Source organism: Rhodococcus sp. OAS809 (assembly GCF_040546695.1).
GTDB lineage: Bacteria > Actinomycetota > Actinomycetes > Mycobacteriales > Mycobacteriaceae > Rhodococcus_F > Rhodococcus_F qingshengii.
This window is the reverse complement of record NZ_JBEPOI010000002.1, coordinates 3,397,099-3,416,972: the sequence shown is the minus strand read 5'-3', so window position 1 is coordinate 3,416,972 and position 19,874 is coordinate 3,397,099. Positions and strand designations below refer to the sequence as shown.

The following is a 19,874-nucleotide window of genomic DNA, read 5'->3' as shown; positions in this document are numbered from 1 at the left end:
TGGGACAGGCTGCGAGCGCGGGCGTCAAGCGCTGGTGGGCCTTGAGACGACGAGATCACTCACCGCGATCTGAGCGTTGCCGATTGCCGCCTGAACCGGTTCGCAACTACTCGATGCTCTGGCGAGCGCAAGAACTGCGGTGAGTAGGGCGGCGTCGGGCTCTCCTTCGAACGGTCCGCTCTCGACATCGAACTTTCCAGCTCGCAACTGCTTTCGGGCGTTGATTCCCAGTTGTGAAATGACCTCGTCCATCGCGGTCAGGCATTGGGCGAGCGCTCCGATCGACCAGTAGAGATCGGCTGCAACGACGGGTGTCCCCGACGCCACGGTACCGGCGCGGCGCAATCGGTTGTGGGTGTCGAGGAGTATCTCGGGCAGTCCGTGGTCTGCGCAGTGTTCCATCCCGCCGCCTCCGTAAGGTGTAAAGTTAGGTTATTCAATTACGGTAAAGCAGGGAGGTAAGGGATGCAAGTAGTTTTAGACGATTACGTCGCCGGTGCGTCGTTTGCGACCGACTTGGTCAATACCTCGCCCCGCGTGTGGGTGGAGGCAGGTGACGCGTTGGCTGCCCCTCAGGCGCTTCACGATCTACTGGACGAACATGGACTCTCGCCGGATGCGCTCACCAACGGACGTCGGCTTACCAGCGGTGAACTTGCTGAGGTCAAGGAACTCAGAGAGGGGGTTCGTTCGATTCTCGATGCTCCGACTTCTGATGAGCTCGTTGATCGCACTCATCGACTCCTGCAGACCGTCCCGCATCACGTCCGACTCGTGCCTGATGCCCGGTCCGACTATCGATGGAATGCGGTACCGGACAGCAGAATCAATCTCACCGGCGAACTTGCGCTGTTGATCGGCTACTCGTTGCTGGGGACTCTGCGCACATTGGGGTACGAACGATTCCGCCCATGCGCCTCGCCGACGTGCAACGGGGTGTTCGTCGATACAAGCCGTGGAGGGCGACGCCGCTACTGCATGCCGGCGTTGTGCGGCAACCGAATCAACGTCGCGAATCACCGTCAACGGCAGCGTCGTACTTAGCGTCTGCGCTTGCCCGGTCGATAGTGACAATCGAACAGAGTACGGCCGACTGTATGGGGAACTTCAACGAGATACAGACCACGTCAGTCCCGCACGATTGTCGCCATGGCAACTCCTAGTAGATGGCGGCTCGTATGAAAGCCCGTTCTGTCTCCGCGACAGCAGTTATCAGCGTTGGCGTTTTCACCCTGGCCGGGTGTGGCGGCGCATCCAGTCCCGAAGGTTCGGTCGGTGAGTATGCAAAGGACGGCAGTTTCACGACTGTCATCAACGCCGATCCCGGAAATCTGCACCCTCTGATCACCAACCTCACGTCGACTCAGATCGTGAACGCGTACTCGTACGATTCGTTGATCGACATCGACGCGCAAACACGCACTGTGCGTCCCTATCTGGCGGAGAGCTGGAGTGAAGAAGGGAACACGCTGAAGTTCGTGCTCAAGAAGGGCATCACTTGTGCCGACGGCACTTCCTTCACCGCACAGACCGCGGCCGATGACATCAACTGGGTCATGGATCCTGAAAACGCTTCACCGCTACGCGGATCCACTGTGCCGATGTCGACTTCGGCCTCAGCGGACGGTGACGAACTGACGGTGACTACCGCCGAGCCAGCGCCCTTCCTGCTCTCTCGAGTCGGCGCGTTGCGGCTTCCGTGCGCTGCGACGCTCGAAGACCCGGCCAGCATCCGTTCGAGTAGCAACGGAACGGGTCTGTTCAAGGTCACCGAAGTTGTTCCGAACGATCACATCACGATGGAACGCCGCGACGGTTACACCTGGAGTCCGAACGGCGAGACCACTTCAGACACTCTCGGGGTGCCGAAGACAGTGACGATCAAGATTGTCACCGATCCCAGTACGACGGCGAATCTTGTTCTCACCGGCGGAGTGAATGCCGCAGCGGTGACCGGTTCGGACGAGGAACGAGTCTTGGCCGCGGGTCTGGATTCGAAGACTTACACCACGTTGTCCGGTGAGTTCATCTTCAATCATTTCGCGTCTCTACCCACGGCGGACCGTGCTGTACGGCAGGCGCTCGTGCGGGCAGTAGACCTGGACGACTACACCGAGATCACCACCGGTGGTAAAGGAACCCGCGCACGTGCCCTCGCGGTTTCGGAACCCCTTGCCTGCGACTACAACAGTGTTGAAGGAACGATTCCCGAGTTCGACGTCGACGCAGCCAAGAAGACCTTGTCCGACGCAGGTTGGAAGGCGGGGGCCGACGGCGTCCTGACGAAGGACGGGCGACCGCTTGCCCTCAACGTAATTTTCAACAACTCACGCGATACGAACTCTGCCGCCGCGGAATACGTGGCAACCCAGTGGGAAGGACTGGGCGCGAAGGTGAAACTGACCGGTGGTGACTACAGTTTTGTCATCGCCAACACATTCAGCACCACCGACCTGTCGTCGTGGGACGTTTCCATCGGTTTGACGCTGGGGAGCGATACGCCGAGTATCTTTGCGAAGTACTTCACCGGCCCACCGAAGCCTGAAGGAGTGAACTTCGCTTCCCTCGACAACAAGAAGTACATCGAATTGTCCACTGAGGCTTCGCTTCTTCCCGGTGACGAGTCCTGCAAGGTCTGGGAGGAAAGTGAGCGGGCATTGTTCAAGGACGTCGACCTGCTGCCGGTATCCACGACTCCCGCTCACATGTTCTTCAACGGGGCAACGTCGATCTATCCGCCATCGAGCGGAATCCTTCCGGGCTCGGCGATCCGTGTCCTGAAGTAGGACCCTCGGCAAACGCTCACTTTCGGGTATTGATCATCCGAAGAGCAAACCGAAATACCACCGCAGCACCCGCACCTGCAGCCAGGCCGGCGACGACATCGGCAAGAAGGACACCGACGCCTATGCCCAGGACGGCAGCGGCGGCGACAGCAAGGGCTACGTCAGCACGAGGAGCGGCGATCGCGGCATCCTTTCCCCGAGTATCGAACGAGCACCCATCTCAACGGAGCATGTCACGAAACTGTCGTCCGCAGGTGTATCAACAGCAAAATGTGTGAAACGCGTCGGCCCCGACGGAGTTGGACTCCGCCGGGGCCGGGCTGTGTGTACAGCGCAGTGTGTATTGCGCGCTGGCTCAGTGTGTCGGAACGGATTCCTTCGAGGAGGTCGGGGACGTATCGGTGTGCTGGCTACCAATCTCCTTGCGGGAGTTGGAGCTGTTGAACCGAGGGAGGAAACCGGCCAGGACGAGTGCGACGACGGCGGATCCCGCAGCGAGGGCCATGACGACGCGGAAAGCGTTCTCCGACGGCAGCGTTGCCCCACCGATGGACATGGTCATCTGGGCGATGACGACACCCGCGATGGCGCTGGCGAATGATGTACCGAGGGAGCGCATCAGGGTGTTGAAGCTGTTGGCTGCACCGGTCTCGGACGGAGGAACAGCCCCCATGATGAGAGCGGGCATCGCGCCGTAAGCCATACCGGTACCGGCGCCGATGATCACTGCGATCACGATCAGTTCCCAAATCGAGTGCATGGCGAAAATGCCGATGCCGTAACCGATTGCGACGACAACGGCGCCGAGCATGAGCGTCACCTTGGGGCCGTGCGAATTGGTGATGCGTGAGGACAGCGGAGAGATCAGCATCATGATGATGCCGGAGGGAGCCATGACCAGACCTGCGGTGAGCATCGAACCGCCTAGGCCGTAACCAGTGACTTCAGGCAACTGGACTACCTGGGGAAAGACCATGCTGGCGGCGAACATCGCGAATCCGAACACGATCGATGCGAGGTTGGTGAAGAGCACCTGGCGGCGGATGGATACGCGTAGATCCACCAGCGGCTTGGGGGTGCGTAGTTCCCACCAAGCCCAGAATCCGAATATCAGGATCGCGGCGCCGAACAGGGAAAGCGTGAGCGTGCTCGTCCAACCCCAGTCGCCACCCTTGGAAATGGCCAGTAGTAGAGCGATGAGGGCGGCTGAGAGCGAGATTGCCCCACCGAAGTCGAACGTGCCACCTGTGCGAACCGTCGATTCGGGGACCAGGACGACAACAAGAACGGCCGCAAGAGCGCCGAGCACGGCTGACGCCCAGAACAGGACGTGCCAGTCGGCGTACTCGGCGATCAAAGCCGCGATCGGAAGACCTAGAGCGCCACCGACTCCCAGTGAAGCGCTCATCATCGCAACAGCGCCGGCGAGCTTCTTGGGCGGAAGCACGTCGCGCATCACACTGATGCCCAGCGGAATGACGCCGGCAGCAAGGCCCTGCAGGATTCGGCCGGCAACGAGGGGGATAACGCTCGAACTGAGTGCTCCGACCACCGAACCGGTGACCAACAGCGCCATGCTGATCAGGAGTAGACGCCGTTTGCCGAACATGTCGCCCAAGCGGCCCATGGTCGGGACGGCGACGGCAGCTGCGAGCAGCGTGGCGGTCACAGCCCACGCGGTATCGGACGCCGGCGCGTTCAGGTACTCGGGCAGATGCGGGATGATCGGGATCACCAGCGTCTGCATGAGCGAGACGACGATGCCGGAAAACGCCAGAACAGCCACCACTGCGGTGGTGGCTGGCGACTTCGTTGTCTGTGGCGGCGTTGTCGGTGGTGGTGAAGTGGTTGACGACATTGCGGTAACTCCATCGGAGGAAGAACGAATAATGGTTTAAGTCAGTTGCTTGAACTAAAGTTAAATCAATTGACTGACTTAACGGAAGGCTGTGTCTCCGATCGTGACGAATATCTCCGGTGCCGAGCAGCTTCGGATGGTCGAGGATGATGGTGTCCATGACTACGAGGACTGAGGACGCGTCGGCCGATGTCGGCGGCGCCGCAAATTCCGCGCGCTCTGCTGCAACCCGAGACCGCATTCTCGCCGTCGCCGAGCAGTTGTTCGCAGAACATGGAGTCTTCGCGGTTTCGAACCGTCAGGTGAGCGAGGCGGCAGGTCAGGGCAACAATGCTGCCGTCGGATATCACTTCGGAACCAAGACCGATCTGGTCCGCGCGATCGTGAACAAGCATTCCCAGCAGGTCGAGAAGAACCGTGGCGAACTGCTGCGTGAGATCGAAGGGTCCACAAATGTTCGTGACTGGATTTCGTGTCTGGTTCGGGCGTCGACCGATCACTACGCCGAAATGGGTGGCCCGACCTGGTATGCGCGGTTCAGCGCGCAGATTCTCACCGACCCGGTCCTGCGGAAAATCGTCTACGACGAGGTACTGGCCTCGCCCACCCTGCAGGAGACGCTTCGGGGACTCTCTGACTGTCTGGCCGACATGCCGATGAGTGTTCGACGCGCCCGCGCGGACATCGGACGCAATGCGATCGTGCACATGTTCGCCGAACGTGAGCGCACGCTTGCCGAAGAGGGGCCGGACGCGGTCACGTCATGGGAGGACTTCACGACCGATCTCGTCGATGCGCTGGTCGGACTTTGGACTGCTCCGATCAGCCGCTGACCGGCCGTTTGTCCGCGCTAGCCGCCCGCCCCGGGGCAACCCTGCGGGATGGATCTCGCGTCGGCGGAAGATCCAGGAGCAAGCCGACTCCGGCAAGAATGATGACAAGACCGCCAACGAGCGCGAAGGTAACAGGCTCGTTCAACCACAGCACTCCGATGGCTGATGCCGAAATCGGAACGAGAAGAGTGACGGCCGATGCCGCGACTGGACCCGCCTGACGAATTATCCAGAAGTAGACCAGGTAGCCACCGGCGGTAGCCCCCAGCCCCAGGGCTACCACGGCGATGAGTGGGCCGACGGTTATGGGCCCCGGAGGGGGAGCGACGGCGGACACCGGCACCAAGAGGGCGACCGCGGCAAGTTGTTGGCCGAGGGCCAGCGGCAGGGGTGGAGTGTCCTGGAACGACTTTCGTGCGTAGACACCTCCGACTGCGTACAGCAGCGCCGCGGTCAAAGATGCGCCAATGGCCAGCATTGCGCGACTGTCGATCGCTGACGGAATTCCGCCGACAAGCACCGAGACGCCGACGATGCCGATCGCGACCCCCGAGAGTTTTCGCCAGGTGATCTTTTGTCGAAGCCAGAAAGCGGCGACGAATACGGTGAACATCGGAGTCGTGGCATTCAGGATCGACGCCGTCGACGAGTTGAGGCCGACGATCGCAGTTGCGACAAGTGTCAGGGGCCCAGCGACGTTGAGGGCAGCCAGCAGTAGGAATGCAGGAAACCGATGACCGACCGCGCGCCAGGTCGATCTGCTGGAAGCAGTTATCAGCGCGAGAACCAACGCTGCAACAATGAAGCGGCCGTGCGTCGTGCCGACGGCGCCGAGAGTTGGTGCTGCCACAGCAACCAGGGGGAACGAGCTTCCCCAGAGCATGCCGACCAACAGCAAAGCTCCAACTACGGCGAATCGGCTGCTGCCGATTGCTTTCCAGTTCTTCATTGCGCCTCTTCGTCGACGACCTCGCGGACATGGATGGCCGATGCCTGACCTACCGTATACCCCCAGTAGGTATAATGCTTCTTGTGTCATGATGCTGCAGACGAGCGGGGATCCAGCGACGGTATATTCCCTATCCCGCAACGGTTTATACGGCGAGATGTCAACTGAACGCACCCTCAGGCTCAGTAAAATATACCTATAGGGGGTATACTGGCGGTTGTATAGGGCTCGCTTGCGGGCCACATCCGTCCCGCAAAAGAACAGGAATCCCAATGAGCAGTTGTGGCTGTGGCAACACCCCGAAGTCTGACGCCAAAGGCGATGTCGGCGCTGTCGGTACGGCGATGCCGACCGGTGGGAAAGACCTACTCAACTCTGGCAGTAGTGAACTCGTCGAATGTCGGGTCATGCCCGGCAGTGTGATCGAAAAGGCGCGTGCCGAAGCGGAAGGCCTGTTCCGTGACTTCGAAGGAAATCGGTACTGGTTCTGCTGCAAGGGATGTGGTCCTCGATTCGACGCAAATCCGAGGAAGTACGCCGACGTGAGTTGAGCGAAAAGTGGTGGTGCAGGCGATGGCTGCACCACCACTTTCGTTGAGGCCCAATCGAGGTTCGGGCAGACCGTCGACATCAGACGGTGCGAGCGCATGCGCACTGGGTTGCCGCCAAGGTGCATTGGCCTCGCGTGGTTTCATACGTCGCCTGTCCGGGCAATTCAGCAACTGTCTCCCGAGGCCAAAGTGCAAATCCTGCAACGGCTCCCACTGCGGCAAGCGCTGCAAGGATGCTCCAGGTGACCGCAAATCCCGCGCTCGAACCAACCCATCCGGCGATCGGATAGGTGACAAGCCAGGCAAGGTGCGACAGGGAGAACTGGGCTGCGAACACCTCCGGTATGCCTGCGGGTTCGACGGAGCGCCGAAGTACTTTTCCGGTCGGAGTGACGATCATGGCCATGCCGGCGCCGACGAGCGCCCACACTGCGGCAGTGAGCATCCACGTGAATACACCGGCCACGGCGAGGGCTGCTGCCGCGCCGGCGCTGACAACCAGGACAACGGAACCTGCTGTCATCACGGTACGTTCAGCGGTTCTGTCGAGAACGCGTGGAAGAAGAAGCGCGGTCACCAACGTGCCGGTGCCTGACGCGGCAAGCATCCACGCCACGTCGGATTGGGTTCCACCGAGCTCGTCGCGGACGTAGTTGACGGTGTTGACCACCACGATCGATCCGGCTGCTGCCACCACGAGATTGAGTGCCATGATGCCGCGCAGTCGCGGCGTGGTCACGAAGATCCGCATCCCCGACGCGATCCGATCCCACGCCTTGCGGTGAGTACTTCGGCGAGCGTTGGGGATTCGGGTGGCCAGCACGAGCAGTGCCGAGACGGCAAAGCCCACGGAGGTGGCGACGAACAACAGGTTGAATGTCATGAAGGACAGAGCGACTGCGGCAAGAACAGGGCTGAGCAGACTTTCCATCGTGTAAGCGACCTGCGATGCCGACAGCGCGCGGGTGAAATCGGCCTCGTCGGTCACGATGTCAGGGATGACCGCTTGGAACGTGGGAGTGAACGCTGCCGACGCAGCTTGGAGAACGCCCACCAGCACGTAGATGTGCCAAATCTCGCTGACGAAGGGCAATGCGATCACGACCGCTGCGCGAATGGCATCGAGGGCAACGAGGAAAGCCCGTCTCGGCAACCGGTCTACGTACGCCGCCGCGAGTGGAGCGATCACGACGTACAGGGACATCTTGATCGTCAGCGCGGTGGCCAGCACGGCTCCGGCGCTCGGTCCGGCGAGTTCGTAGGCGAGTAGACCCAGGGCAACCGTCGCCAACCCGGTGCCGAACAGCGCGATGATCTGGGCGCTGAAGAGCAGGCGATAGTCGCGAATCAAGAACAGACGCAGGCTGTTCCGTTCCGGTGCGGACTTAGCGATCCGGTTCATCTGGTTTCACTCCCGCGACAAGATTGAAAGCTCCGGTCAGGACATTGAGGGCGACGATTCCGACTACGTCGGCGATCTCGCGATCACCGTAGCCGTGCGCTCGAAGGCCCGTGATGTGTTCGTCTGAAATCGAGGCAGGCTCCCGATAGACGCGAAGTCCGAGGTCGATCATTGCCGCGATGGCGGGATCGGCCGAGGTGCCCGCGCGGGCACGCTCGATCTCGTCCGCCTCGACGCCGTTGGCGTGCGCGGCGGCCACGTGGGCTTCGAGGCAAACAGCGCAACCTTGCTGGACCTGCACAGCGATAGAGATTCGCTCGGTGATCTTGCGGCTCAGTTTCGCTCGCTTCATTGCTCGGCTGAGTTGCAGATAGCCGCCCAGCACAGCGGGCGAATGAGCCATCGCCGCGACCATGTCACCGACCTGTCCGTGACGGTTGACGAGTTCGGCGAGAAGGTCTTTCGATGCACCGACAGCGGTGGTGGGCGTGAGAGAAGCAAGGCGCGACATAACGAGTCCTAAGTGGTTCCGCCGGTGGTGGGTTCGGCTGGTGACAGCCGGCCGAACCCACCACCGGAGTTGGTCAAGAATTGACGGTGGATTGAACGGGTCGAGGATCGTCGACCTTGGTCGACCGCATCACGATCGCGGTGATTGCTGCGCCAACCACTGCGATGGCGGCTGCTCCGAGGAACACGGCGGAGAAACCGTTCGTCAACTCCGTCAGGTCACCGAGTTGATCAGCGCCGAACACTGCTGCGATCGCGGTCATCACCGCGAGGCCGACAGCCGAGCCGACCTGGTAGCTGACGTTGACGATGCCGGAAGCCAATCCGCCCTCTTCCGGGCGCGCAGCCGAAATCGCCGTACCGAGTGAGGGAATGAACGCCAGCGTCATACCTGCCGCAGCCACGAGCGATGCCGGCAGTACGTCGACCCAGAAGTTGCCGGTGGGCCGGATCAACGACATCCAACCCAAACCGATTCCCAGTACAAGCAATCCGGTCACGATCATCGCTTTTGCACCGAAGCGTGCCATGGCCCGTGGTGCCACGACGACCATGCCGAGCATGACGAAGATCGTCATCGGCAGCAGCGCCGCACCGGCCGGGAAGGCGCTGTATCCGAGCACTTGCTGCAGGTACAGGTTCAGGAAGAACCACATCGGTATCCAGGCAGCGCCGAGGACGAGCTGAGCGATGTTCGCGGCACCGAGGTTGGGCGCCTTGAAGATTCCCAGACGCACCAGAGGTTCCCGACGCTTGGACTGGATCAACACGAATGCACCCAACAGAGCGGCCGAAACGGCGAGCGCCAGCCACGTCTGCCCGGATCCCCATCCGACATCAGGTGCTCTGACGATGCCGAAGACTCCGACAGCAAGACCTGCGGTGACAGCGAGTGCGCCGAGGAAGTCGATCGACCCGGTACGTGCCGGTGCGTTCGGCATCAGGAGGGGAGTAGCGATCAGCGCGATGACAGCGATGGGAATGTTGAGGTAAAACACCCAAGGCCAGCTGGTGTATTCGGTGATGACGCCGCCGAGGAACACGCCGGCCGTACCGCCGGCCGGGGCGGCAGCGCCGTAGATGGACAGCGCCTTGGTCATCTCTTTCTGCGTGCTGCCGAACAGCATCATCAGCAAGGTGAGCGCCGACGGCGCGATGAGTGCGGCACCGGCACCCTGAACTGCGCGGCCCGCAAGTTCGACGGCGACGTTACCGGCGGCACCGGCGACAACGGAACCGATCAGCAGGATCAGCCAACCAGCGGAGAACACTCTGCGGGCGCCGAACAGGTCGGACAGGCGGCCGCCGAGGAGGAGTAGCCCGCCGAACGCGATGACGTACGCATTGAAGACCCAGGTCAGGCCTTCTTGGGAGAAGCCGAGATCGCTCTGCATCTGGGGGAGAGCGACGCCGATGATGGAGGTGTCCATGATGACCATGAACTGAGCGGCGGCGATCAACGCCAACGCCCACCACTTACGGGTGGATTTCGGTTGTGTGGACATTCTGAGTTCCTTACCTGTACGGGGTATAGGTGATGCTTGTGTGGTCAAGGGGTGTCGTAAGCGGGCCTGGGTGACATCGGCGCAGCGCTTCGTTGGGGTGCACGGGGAAATGCTGCTCTTGGAACTCATTCGGCCGGCGCTCTGCGTGGATGCGCATCGGATCTCCTTCGAGTGAATTCAGGGTGTTCGAGTAGTTCGTTGGATACCCTAGGGGGGTATGGTACAAATTGCAACAGGTTCGATGTCAAGGAGTGCAGAACCTGACGCAGACGGCAACGAAAGTGCTGCCGACCCAAACTTTGGAGGGCAAGATGTTCAGCGACAACGGCTACACACTGGAATTGGCAACGTCGGAGGCGACCGTCGGCAACCATGTCCCCTTGCAGTTCCGGATCCTGGATCCGGTTGGAACTCCCTTGATCCGGTACACGGACACCCACGACAAGCAGTTGCATCTGATCGTGGTCGGTCTGGACCTGACCGGATTCCAGCACGTGCATCCCGAATTGGACGAGAACGGAAACTGGCATGTGTCAGTCGATTTCGATCATGCGGGAGACTATCGAGTGTTCGCTGATCTCACTCCGGACGGTGGTGACGGAATCACGCTCAGTGCGGATGTGCGCGTCGCCGGACCCTATGATCCTCGGCCGTTGCCCGCTGCTGCTGCCGCCACGACGGTCGACGGCTATACCGTCTCCCTCGAAGGCGCGGCCCATGCCGGCCAGACATCGAAGCTCACGCTCTCGGTCAGTCGTGACGGAATCCCGGTCACGGACTTGCAGCCCTACCTTGCCGCATACGGGCATCTGGTCGCGTTGCGTGCCTCCGACCTCGCCTATCTCCATGTCCATCCGGACGGCTACCCCGGTGACGGTGTCACGCCGGCTGGACCGGCAATCACCTTCTACGCCAACATGCCGAGCGCCGAGGATTACCGGTTGTTTTTGGACTTCAAGCACGGCGGAGTGGTGCGTACGGCGGAATTCACGCTGACGGCCGACAATGCGACCACGCCTGGGGCCGAACACTCGAGCCACGCGCACCACGGGCACTGAAACCGAATGCGTTTCGCAGCAACGGGAAAACGGGCATGGGCAATCGCCATGCATCCATCTGTTCGTGCCGTAGCGAAATGCGTGGCGATGTGCGCAGTGATTGCTCTGCAAGACAACGGAAGTCGAAGAGTCTCCGCACATCGCCCCGGTAACGAGAATTGTTGCGAAGTCACGCGTTGACGAACAGGAGGACATCGAATGTCGGAAGCGACAGAAGTGGGCAGTGCGCCAAGCAGTGCTCCAAACAGTGCCCAAGGCAGTGATGCGACCGGCGATGCATGCTGCACGAGTGATTCGCACGGCTACATCACCGCCAAGGGCGACTACCTGGCGCGTCTGCGTCGCATAGAAGGTCAAGCTCGCGGCCTGCAGCGCATGGTCGACGAGGACAAGTACTGTATCGACATCCTGACGCAGGTGTCGGCGATGACCAAAGGCCTCCAGGCGGTGGCCATGGGCCTGCTCGAGGACCACATCGGCCACTGCGTCGTCAAAGCCGCTGTTGCCGGTGGGCCCGAGGCGGACGCGAAGATCAAAGAAGCGAACGACGCGATTGCGCGATTGGTCCGCTCATAGAATTGTGATGAACATTGATACCTTGGTGCGCATGTTCAGTATCGAGATCCGTCGTACATTCGCTGTGAGGCAGGGGCTTCCGGCACCGGTGCGGGACGCGAAGAACTTGCCGCCGCTGATGCCTGCCGACGGATTTCGCGTGACGATGCGAGTGGCGTTCTCGTTCGAGGACGACCAACTCGGAGAACGTGGATGGTTTGTCGACACGGACGCTCTGGACGAGTCCGTCATTCGAGAACGTTGCGAAGTGGGCTTTCACTGAACTTGCGTCCAGCATTCCTCAGCTGACCTACGTCGAACTCGACAACGAGACGATCGGTGTGGCAACAAGATACGTCAGATCACAATGATCTGACGTATCTCGTTGACGCACCGCGTTCGGTCGACCGGCCTACTGGTAGAGGCGCAACGCAGAACCGATGAAGGTCTTACCGAATGCGAGTCCGGCCTTGTTGAAGTAGAAGCTCAAGACCGTATCTGCAAACGGGACTGCGGACACCGTTTTGGTGATCTGTGACTCGGCGTCTGCCCACTCCGCGCATGCTGCGTCGCCGGTCAAACCGGAGGCCTTGGCAACGGCTGCTTCGTAGGCGGGGTTGTTGATCGAAGAGAAGTTCTTACCTGCTGCCGGAGCCGGACCGGAGAAGAACGGGACGAACCCGCTGGGAACCGAATTGTTGATCTGGATCCACGCGATGTCCCACTGGTTGTTGTCCTTGCCACTGAGCATGACGTCGACAACCTTGGTCTGGTCGGCTCCTGTCACCTCGACGGTCGCACCGAGGTCGGACCATGCCGACTGGGTGAGCTCGGCTGCCGCGCTGCGCGCATCTTCGCCGGCAGCGTAGAAGAGGCGGAGGGTCAGCGGCTTTCCGTCCTTGCTTCGTTTGCCGTCGGAGCCGGCGGTCCAACCTGCAGCGTCCAGTGTTGCCTTTGCTGCGCTGAGGTCGAAGTCCGGAATGTTGCCTGCGACAGAGTCGTACACACAGGCTCGGGGCTCGACGGAGACAAGACTTGTTGCACGGGTGCCCTGGCCGCCGGTGATGACTTCAGCGAGATCGTCGAGATTGACAGCCTGGACGAGAGCTTTTCGAACGGCGGGATCACTGGTCGGATTGTCCGCAATCTGATTGAAGTACATCTGACCGGCGGGAAGTGGGCGCTGGACCGAGTCGAAATTGGCGGCATCGATGCGATCCTTGTCCGGACCGGCGATCGGAGATGCGCTCAGTTCGCCTGAGAGCAGCTGGTTTGCTGCGGTGCTGACATTGGGTGCCATGACAGCAATGACTGTCTTGGGGACACCCGGTGTGTCGGAGGTGGTGTCGTCGGGCCCCCAGCTGTAACCGTCACGACGCTCGAACGTGTAGTGGTCATTGGCCGAGACTTCGGTGACTTCGAACATGCCGGAGCCCAGCGACTTGTTGTTCGAGGCGGTCGGATCTTCGAGACCGGCATCGCACATGATCGGGAGGCGACTGGATGGTGAGGAGGAGGAACGGGGTCGGCGCCGGAGTGGTTACCGTGATGGTGCGGGTGGCGAGATCGGCAGTGGCCGAAGCGCCGACGGGAACTGTGGTGCCGCGTTGTTGTGAACCCTTGGCTGGATCGGCTACGAAGTTGATGTTGTTCGCGACGGTCTGCGCAGTCAGCGTCGACCCGTCGGTACAGGTCACGCCTTCACGAATGGTGAAGGACGCGGAGGTCGGCGTTTCTTCCCACTTCTCGGCCAACCATGGTTTGAATTCACTGGTTTCAGGATCCTGGTAGACCAGGGAGTCGTACGCCAGCTTCGAAATTTCCGCGGTTGCCGCAGAGCCGGACATGATCGGGTTGAGTGCACCCGGATCGCCTTGCAACGCGTACCGGAAGGTTCCGTCAGTCAGAGGCTCACCGCCGCCGGAGCCCGAGGACGTGCCTCCCGAGCTGCAAGCCGACAATACGAGCGCGAGCCCCGCGGTCGCGGCAAGCGTCGAATAGGAGCGGTGTTTCATTGTGCCTCCGTGAAGGAGCCGGGGCCCGGGAGTGAATCGTGAGGGCGCAGTCGAGTGTGACCGCTAAATCTTGGCGTAGGACGTGACGGGCATCTCGGTCGATCCTCACGAAAATCAGGCGGATTTTTGTTCGATTTCACGAAGGTTGGAGTTCTGGTTCAGTTCACGGGGAGTCGAGGTCACTTCGTCGTGGCCACCCGGTCTCCGTGAGCACGGTTGCTGGAACTGACCTCAACGGGGAGGTGGGGCCGAGACCGTGGAGGTCTGCGTCGTCGTCGATTTCGGACCAGAATTCGTCCGCCGAAACATCAAGGCCGAGAACGATCCACGGCGGTCCGGCTTCTTGGAACGCGTACGAGACGGTTCCGGTACGCGGAATTGTCGTATCGAACAGTCGGTCTCCGACGGGATAGCCCTGCTGCTCGCCGACCAAAGTCAAGGTAGTCGGTTCGAAGGATGCATCGCGCAGAATCTTCTCGACTGCGCGGTCGAAGCTCTGCTGGACGCTGAACTCTTCGTCCGAGTTCGAACCGGTGAACTCGGGGAAATGCGCACAACACAAAACGTATGGGCCTGCTGAGTTGCAGTAGAGACGAAACACGGGAAATCCACCGGCCACGACGTGACGTTAGCAGGGCGTCGAAATGGAGAAGTTGCTGTTTCAGCAAAGATGGTTGCGTGAGTTGTGGAAGGTCGTTCATCCTGGGTGCATGAGCAACGAACACCACAATCACCACGAAAACTCCGATACCACTGAGAATCCGTACGCCAAGGCGGACGCACAGTTCTGGAACTCGCTGTACGAGGAACGCCCCGCGCGCTGGAGCGGAAATCCCAACCCACAGTTGATTGCCGAAGCCTCCGACCTGGAACCGGGCACGGCACTCGACGTCGGTTGCGGCGAAGGTGCCGACGCTTTGTGGTTGGCGCGTCGCGGGTGGAAGGTCACCGGCACCGACATCTCGTCGGTTGCGCTCGGCCGCGCCCAGGCTCACGTCGAGGGCGAAGGCGTCGACATCGAATGGCTGGAAGCCGACCTGACGAAGTGGGATCCGCAGGGGCGCTCGTTCGATCTGGTGTCCGCGCAGTTCTTCCACATGCTCGAACCCGCGCGCGGGGAATTGTTCCGTGCTCTCGGAGATCTGGTCGCGCCCGGCGGGCATTTGCTGATCGTGGGCCACTCACCTCACGAGTCGCCGACCGAGCACCATCGGGCCATGCTCCATACACCCGAATACGTGGAGTCGCTGTTCACCGATGGTTGGAAGGTGTTGGTCTCGGAGTCGCGGGAACGTGATCTTCCCGCGAACCCCGAGATGCATCACACGACGGATACCGTTGTGCTGCTTCAGCGATTGAGTGCGAGCACCGACAGCAACTCGTAAGCGACGTGGGCCGCTGCGATACCGGTGATCTCGGCGTGGTCGTACGCCGGCGCTACCTCGACGATGTCGGCGCCGACCACGTTGAGTCCTACCAACCCACGCAGTGTGTTCAACAATTCGCGAGAGGTCATGCCGCCCGCTTCGGGTGTTCCGGTGCCCGGAGCGTGGGCGGGATCGAGTACGTCGATGTCGACGGAGACGTACACCGGGCCACCGTCGAGGCGCTTACGCATGCGCTCGACGATGCTGGCGACACCGTCGACCTCGTAGTCGTCACTGCGGATCACCTGGAAGCCGAGGACGCGGTCGTCTTCGAGGTCCTTCTCGCTGTAGAGCGGTCCACGGATGCCGATGTGCTGCGAACGCTCCATGTCGATCAGGCCCTCTTCGCTGGCGCGGCGGAAGGGGGTGCCGTGGGTGAAAGGCTGACCGAAGTAGGTGTCCCAGGTGTCGAGATGAGCGTCGAAGTGCAGGACGGCGATCGGGCCGTGATCGCGGGCCAGTGAACGCAGGATCGGCAGTGCGATGGTGTGGTCGCCGCCGAGCGTGAGCACGGAGGAACCGTCGGCGCGCAGGTCGGTGACGGCGGACTGAACCGTCGTGAGAGCTTCCTGAATGTCGAAGGGGTTGACGCCGATGTCGCCGAAATCGGCTACCTGCTGATTGGCGAAGGGCGAGACCTTGAGAGCCGGGTTGTACGGACGCAGCAGCTTCGACGCAGCGCGGATGTGGCCCGGACCGAACCGGGCACCGGGGCGGTAGCTGACACCCGAATCGAAGGGGATGCCGAGGATCGTCACGTCGGCGCGCGAGACCTCGTCCAGGCGCGGGAGACGCGCAAAGGTGGTCGGCTCGGCGTAGCGGGGGACGCGCGTGGCGTCGACGGGTCCGATGAACGATCCGGGGTTGTTGGTAGCCATGTGCAGAGGTCCCTGCTCTCGATTCGGCGCACACCGGGCGCCCTTCAGTGATGTAGCTCTCTGAGCAAGTATGGTTTCTTCAAGAGGCTCGGTTGTCAACCCCTGTTTCCTGAAAGGGACACGGCGGTCGTGAAGGAGTGGGTTCAGTGGCCAAGGCGAAGGAAGCGGTCGAGCCGGTCGGACCGCGCATCGGGGCGAGGCTCAAGGCGGCACGTCAATCGAAGCGGTTGACCCTCGACGACCTGGCCGAGGCCTGTGGTGTGACCAAGGGGTATCTCTCGAAACTCGAGCGCGATCACGTCAACGCGTCGGTGGCGACCCTGATCAAGGTGTGCGCGGTGCTCGAGATCCCTGTCGGATCCCTGTTCGAGAATGCGTCCGCCGGTGAAGTAGTCCGCGCCGACGCCATGCCGCAAATCAGCTTCGGTGGCGAAAAGATGACGGAGTACCTGCTCACGCCTACCAACGAGCGTCGAATTCAGGTGCTGCTCGGCGAGCTGGAACCAGGCGGCGGAAGTGGTCGGGAGTTCTACAGTCTGCCGATCGACGTGAACTTCGTGCACGTGCTCGAGGGCGGCTTGCGGGTCTCGTTCGAGGGCGGTCGGACGGATCCGAACGGTGAGGCCGTCGATGCCGAAGACGTCGTACTTGCGGCGGGCGATTCCTTCACATTCACGCCGACCCACAACCATAGTTTTCAGGCCGAAGGCTCGGTTCTGGCGAAGGTTCTGTGGGTCTTGAATCCGGCATTGCCGGAAGGGCCCCGCGCGTCGTCTTCGTGAGACTCGAATCCGTGAATGTTGATTCTTAGGAAACAAGAGTTGACATGATTGGCGGCACCCGTCACGCTGGTAGTTGTCCCCGTCACACACACCGTCGAAAATTGGCGTCACGGAACTCCTGAAGGAGCGCACCATGCATGTCGATTCAGTTCGAGTTGGCCTGTTCCAAGGTCCGCTCACCACCCCGGACACCTTTGCGTCGGTGGAGTTCAACCTCGCTGCAATCGACACTGCTGCCCGCGAGGCTGCAGCATCCGGTGCGAAGATCCTGCTGACGCCGGAGATGTCCGCAACCGGCTACGACATCGGCGAACTGGTGTCGCTACGCGCGGAACCGGCCGACGGCCCCATCTTCGATTCCGTCGCCGCGATTGCTCGAAGTGCCGGCATCGCAGTCGTCTACGGCTACCCCGAACTCGACGGGGGAGATGTCTACAACAGTGTGCAGGTGGTGGACCGCGACGGCACTTCGCTTGCGCACTACCGCAAGACGCACCTGTTCGGCGCGCTCGACCGCGAACATTTCCGGCCAGGTGAGACCCTGGTGGTCGGGTTCGATTTCGAGGGCATCCGCTGCGGGTTGTTGATCTGCTACGACGTGGAATTTCCGGAAGCGGTTCGGGCCCATGCCGACGCCGGTACCGAATGGCTCATCGTGCCGACAGGGTTGATGACTCCGTACGAACACATTGCGCAGCAAGTGGTTCCGGCCCGCGCATACGAGAGTCAGATGTTTGTCACCTACGTCAATCGCTGCGGCGCCGAAACCGAGCTGACCTACTGCGGTCTCTCGTGCGCCATCGCGCCCGACGGTGCCGAGTTGGCGAGGGCCGGGTTCGGCCAGGAATTGCTCTTCGCGGATATCGCCGCCGCCACCGTCTCGCAATCGCGCACCCTCAACACGCATCTCGACGATCGACGCCTCGATCTGTATCCAGACCTTTCTGTCACGACTGTCTCCAAGGAGAACCGTAGATGACCATCCCAGTAGCTCCGGACAGTTCCTCGGAACCCGGGAAGCAGCCGCCCCTCACGATGTTCGGGCCGGATTTTCCGTTCCCGTACGACGACTACGTTTCCAGTCCGGCGGGACTCGGCTCGGTGCCCGATCTGGCACTGGGTACAGAAGTTGCCGTGATCGGTGGCGGACTCTCCGGCATGATCGCGGCCTACGAGTTGCTCAAGGTCGGTCTCAAACCGATTGTCTACGAAGCTGATCAGATCGGTGGCCGGATGCGGTCGGTCGAGTTCGACGGGCACCCCGGGGTTGTCGCCGAGATGGGCGCAATGCGTTTCCCACCATCGTCGACGACGTTGTTCCACTACCTGAACGAACTGGGTCTGCAGACCGAAGAGTTCCCCAATCCCCTTGCCGAGGTCACGCCGAGCACCGTCATCGATCTCAAGGGCGAGAGTCACTACGCGCACACTCTCGAGGATCTGCCGCCGATCTACACCGAGGTGGCGCAGGCCTGGCAGCGCACTCTCGAAGAGCATGCCGATCTGATTCCGTTGCAGCAGGCCATTCGTGACCGCGACACCGCAGAAATCAAGCGGATCTGGAACGACCTCGTGGTGCGCTACGACGACCAGACGTTCTACGGATTCCTCGCCGCGTCGAAGCACTTCAAGTCCTTCCACATGCGGGAAGTGTTCGGACAGGTCGGATTCGGTACGGGCGGTTGGGATACCGACTACCCCAATTCGATCCTCGAAATCCTTCGTGTGGTCATCACGGCCGCCGACGACGACCACCGCGGCATCGTCGGTGGATCGCAGCAGCTGCCGATGCGGTTGTGGAACCGCGCCCCGGCGCACATGGCGCATTGGCCTGCCGGTACTACGGTCGCTTCGCTCAACGACGGTGAGACGCGTCCCCGCGTCACCGAACTCCGGCGTACCGAGCCCGGCAACATCACGGTCACCGACTCCGAAGGTTTCATTCGCACGTATGCGAGTGCCGTTGTGACAGTGCAGAGTTGGATGCTGCTGAACAACATCAGGTGTGACGACGATCTGTTCCCGATCGACCACTGGACTGCGATCGAGCGAACTCACTACATGGGTTCGACCAAGGTGTTCGTTCTCGTCGACCGCCCGTTCTGGAAGGACAAGGACCCCGTGACCGGCCGTGATTCGGTGTCGATGACACTGACCGACCGTATGAGTCGCGGCACCTACCTGCTGGATCAAGGCGAGGGCAAGCCAGGCCTGATCTGCTTGTCGTACACCTGGTCGGACGATTCGCTGAAGCTGCTGGCGCTCGACGCCACCGAGCGCATGAACATCATGCTGCGCTCTCTCGAAGAGATTTACCCCGGCGTTGACTTCCGCAGCCACATCATCTCGAGCCCGGTGACGCTGTCGTGGGAAACCGAGCGCGACTTCATGGGCGCATTCAAGGCGAACCTTCCGGGGCACTACCGCTACCAGGAGCGCCTGTTCTCCCACTTCGTGCAGAATGATCTCGAACCGCGTCATCGGGGAATCTTCCTCGCCGGTGACGACGTGTCGTGGACCGCCGGCTGGGCTGAGGGCGCGATCCAGACCGCGATCAACGCGGTATGGGGCGTCGTCAACCATCTCGGCGGCGCTGCGCCTGCCGAGAATCCCGGACCCGGCGACGTGTTCGAGGAGCTTGCTCCGATCAGGTTGGGCGACTGAGCTCACCGCAACTGCCGAAATGTCGTGCCCGATGGGGGTTGGTACTCCTATCGGGCACGACCTCTTTCCGGTGATCCACGCAACACTGGAAAGTGTTCGGA

The 19,874-nt window shown here is 61.4% G+C and carries 21 protein-coding genes; 11 read left to right on the top strand and 10 right to left on the bottom strand.

Annotated features, from left to right (window positions below):
- Positions 1-24: 24 nt before the first annotated feature.
- Positions 25-402 carry a hypothetical protein gene (locus ABIE52_RS19035; RefSeq protein WP_192711816.1) on the bottom strand — a complete coding sequence of 126 codons (378 nt, stop codon included), beginning with the start codon at positions 400-402 and terminating at the stop codon, positions 25-27.
- 63 nt (positions 403-465) lie between these two features.
- On the opposite strand from ABIE52_RS19035, the gene ABIE52_RS19030 reads away from it, so the two are divergent.
- Complete coding sequence (locus tag ABIE52_RS19030) at positions 466-1,044, top strand: CGNR zinc finger domain-containing protein (protein WP_192711817.1); 579 nt, start codon at positions 466-468, stop codon at positions 1,042-1,044.
- 134 nt (positions 1,045-1,178) lie between these two features.
- A complete protein-coding gene (locus ABIE52_RS19025; protein ID WP_192711818.1) occupies positions 1,179-2,786 on the top strand; it encodes an ABC transporter substrate-binding protein in 1,608 nt (535 codons plus the stop codon).
- 355 nt (positions 2,787-3,141) lie between these two features.
- On the opposite strand, the gene ABIE52_RS19020 is transcribed toward ABIE52_RS19025, so the two are convergent.
- Positions 3,142-4,644, bottom strand: coding sequence for an MFS transporter (locus ABIE52_RS19020; protein WP_058227979.1), 1,503 nt, complete (start codon positions 4,642-4,644; stop codon positions 3,142-3,144).
- 158 nt (positions 4,645-4,802) lie between these two features.
- On the opposite strand from ABIE52_RS19020, the gene ABIE52_RS19015 reads away from it, so the two are divergent.
- Positions 4,803-5,477: a TetR/AcrR family transcriptional regulator gene (locus ABIE52_RS19015; protein WP_047269737.1), complete on the top strand. Its 675-nt coding sequence runs from the start codon at positions 4,803-4,805 to the stop codon at positions 5,475-5,477.
- On the opposite strand, the gene ABIE52_RS19010 is transcribed toward ABIE52_RS19015, so the two are convergent.
- Positions 5,467-6,426 (bottom strand): DMT family transporter, encoded by a 960-nt coding sequence (locus tag ABIE52_RS19010; protein WP_192711819.1) that lies wholly within the window; start codon positions 6,424-6,426, stop codon positions 5,467-5,469. The genes ABIE52_RS19015 and ABIE52_RS19010 overlap by 11 nt on opposite strands.
- A gap of 272 nt (positions 6,427-6,698) precedes the next feature.
- On the opposite strand from ABIE52_RS19010, the gene ABIE52_RS19005 reads away from it, so the two are divergent.
- On the top strand, positions 6,699-6,977 hold the full coding sequence (locus tag ABIE52_RS19005) for a YHS domain-containing protein (RefSeq protein WP_192711820.1): 279 nt from the start codon (positions 6,699-6,701) through the stop codon (positions 6,975-6,977).
- Between the two features lie 79 nt (positions 6,978-7,056).
- Here ABIE52_RS19005 and ABIE52_RS19000 read toward each other — a convergent pair whose 3' ends face one another.
- The 3 genes from ABIE52_RS19000 to ABIE52_RS18990 form a co-directional block, all read right to left on the bottom strand.
- A complete protein-coding gene (locus tag ABIE52_RS19000) occupies positions 7,057-8,379 on the bottom strand; it encodes an MFS transporter (RefSeq protein WP_192711821.1) in 1,323 nt (440 codons plus the stop codon).
- Positions 8,363-8,890 carry a carboxymuconolactone decarboxylase family protein gene (locus ABIE52_RS18995; RefSeq protein ID WP_058227976.1) on the bottom strand — a complete coding sequence of 176 codons (528 nt, stop codon included), beginning with the start codon at positions 8,888-8,890 and terminating at the stop codon, positions 8,363-8,365. Before ABIE52_RS18995 ends, ABIE52_RS19000 begins: the two co-directional genes overlap by 17 nt.
- Before the next feature lie 73 nt (positions 8,891-8,963).
- Positions 8,964-10,394 (bottom strand): MFS transporter, encoded by a 1,431-nt coding sequence (locus ABIE52_RS18990; RefSeq protein WP_041814608.1) that lies wholly within the window; start codon positions 10,392-10,394, stop codon positions 8,964-8,966.
- 251 nt (positions 10,395-10,645) lie between these two features.
- On the opposite strand from ABIE52_RS18990, the gene ABIE52_RS18985 reads away from it, so the two are divergent.
- The 3 genes from ABIE52_RS18985 (at position 10,646) to ABIE52_RS18975 (ending at position 12,290) form a co-directional block, all read left to right on the top strand.
- Entirely contained in the window at positions 10,646-11,452 is an 807-nt protein-coding gene (locus tag ABIE52_RS18985) for a DUF8832 domain-containing protein (RefSeq protein WP_192711822.1), read from the top strand.
- Between the two features lie 198 nt (positions 11,453-11,650).
- Positions 11,651-12,028 carry a metal-sensitive transcriptional regulator gene (locus ABIE52_RS18980; protein ID WP_020906032.1) on the top strand — a complete coding sequence of 126 codons (378 nt, stop codon included), beginning with the start codon at positions 11,651-11,653 and terminating at the stop codon, positions 12,026-12,028.
- A 7-nt stretch (positions 12,029-12,035) separates the two neighbouring features.
- The gene (locus ABIE52_RS18975; protein WP_225989420.1) at positions 12,036-12,290 is read left to right on the top strand and encodes a hypothetical protein; all 255 of its coding nucleotides are present in this window, start codon (positions 12,036-12,038) and stop codon (positions 12,288-12,290) included.
- Positions 12,291-12,419: 129 nt separating this feature from the next.
- Here ABIE52_RS18975 and ABIE52_RS18970 read toward each other — a convergent pair whose 3' ends face one another.
- The 3 genes from ABIE52_RS18970 to ABIE52_RS18960 form a co-directional block, all read right to left on the bottom strand.
- The gene (locus ABIE52_RS18970) at positions 12,420-13,493 is read right to left on the bottom strand and encodes an ABC transporter substrate-binding protein (protein WP_354541518.1); all 1,074 of its coding nucleotides are present in this window, start codon (positions 13,491-13,493) and stop codon (positions 12,420-12,422) included.
- Positions 13,402-14,022: an ABC transporter substrate-binding protein gene (locus ABIE52_RS18965; RefSeq protein WP_354541517.1), complete on the bottom strand. Its 621-nt coding sequence runs from the start codon at positions 14,020-14,022 to the stop codon at positions 13,402-13,404. Before ABIE52_RS18965 ends, ABIE52_RS18970 begins: the two co-directional genes overlap by 92 nt.
- Before the next feature lie 163 nt (positions 14,023-14,185).
- Positions 14,186-14,641, bottom strand: a complete 456-nt coding sequence (locus tag ABIE52_RS18960) for a hypothetical protein (RefSeq protein ID WP_228401782.1) — start codon at positions 14,639-14,641, stop codon at positions 14,186-14,188.
- Positions 14,642-14,732: 91 nt separating this feature from the next.
- Between ABIE52_RS18960 and ABIE52_RS18955 the strand changes: the two genes are divergently transcribed.
- Entirely contained in the window at positions 14,733-15,407 is a 675-nt protein-coding gene (locus ABIE52_RS18955) for a class I SAM-dependent methyltransferase (RefSeq protein ID WP_037129351.1), read from the top strand.
- Here ABIE52_RS18955 and speB read toward each other — a convergent pair.
- A complete protein-coding gene (gene speB, locus ABIE52_RS18950; RefSeq protein ID WP_003941134.1) occupies positions 15,371-16,327 on the bottom strand; it encodes an agmatinase in 957 nt (318 codons plus the stop codon). The genes ABIE52_RS18955 and speB overlap by 37 nt on opposite strands.
- A gap of 146 nt (positions 16,328-16,473) precedes the next feature.
- Here speB and ABIE52_RS18945 point away from each other — a divergent pair, with 146 nt between their 5' ends.
- From ABIE52_RS18945 to ABIE52_RS18935, 3 genes are all read left to right on the top strand, one after another.
- On the top strand, positions 16,474-17,109 hold the full coding sequence (locus ABIE52_RS18945) for a helix-turn-helix domain-containing protein (RefSeq protein WP_007727089.1): 636 nt from the start codon (positions 16,474-16,476) through the stop codon (positions 17,107-17,109).
- 133 nt (positions 17,110-17,242) lie between these two features.
- Positions 17,243-18,088 carry a carbon-nitrogen hydrolase family protein gene (locus ABIE52_RS18940; protein WP_070161550.1) on the top strand — a complete coding sequence of 282 codons (846 nt, stop codon included), beginning with the start codon at positions 17,243-17,245 and terminating at the stop codon, positions 18,086-18,088.
- Positions 18,085-19,773, top strand: coding sequence for a flavin monoamine oxidase family protein (locus tag ABIE52_RS18935; RefSeq protein ID WP_042452042.1), 1,689 nt, complete (start codon positions 18,085-18,087; stop codon positions 19,771-19,773). The genes ABIE52_RS18940 and ABIE52_RS18935 overlap by 4 nt, the downstream gene beginning before the upstream one ends.
- The last annotated feature ends 101 nt before the right edge of the window (positions 19,774-19,874 follow it).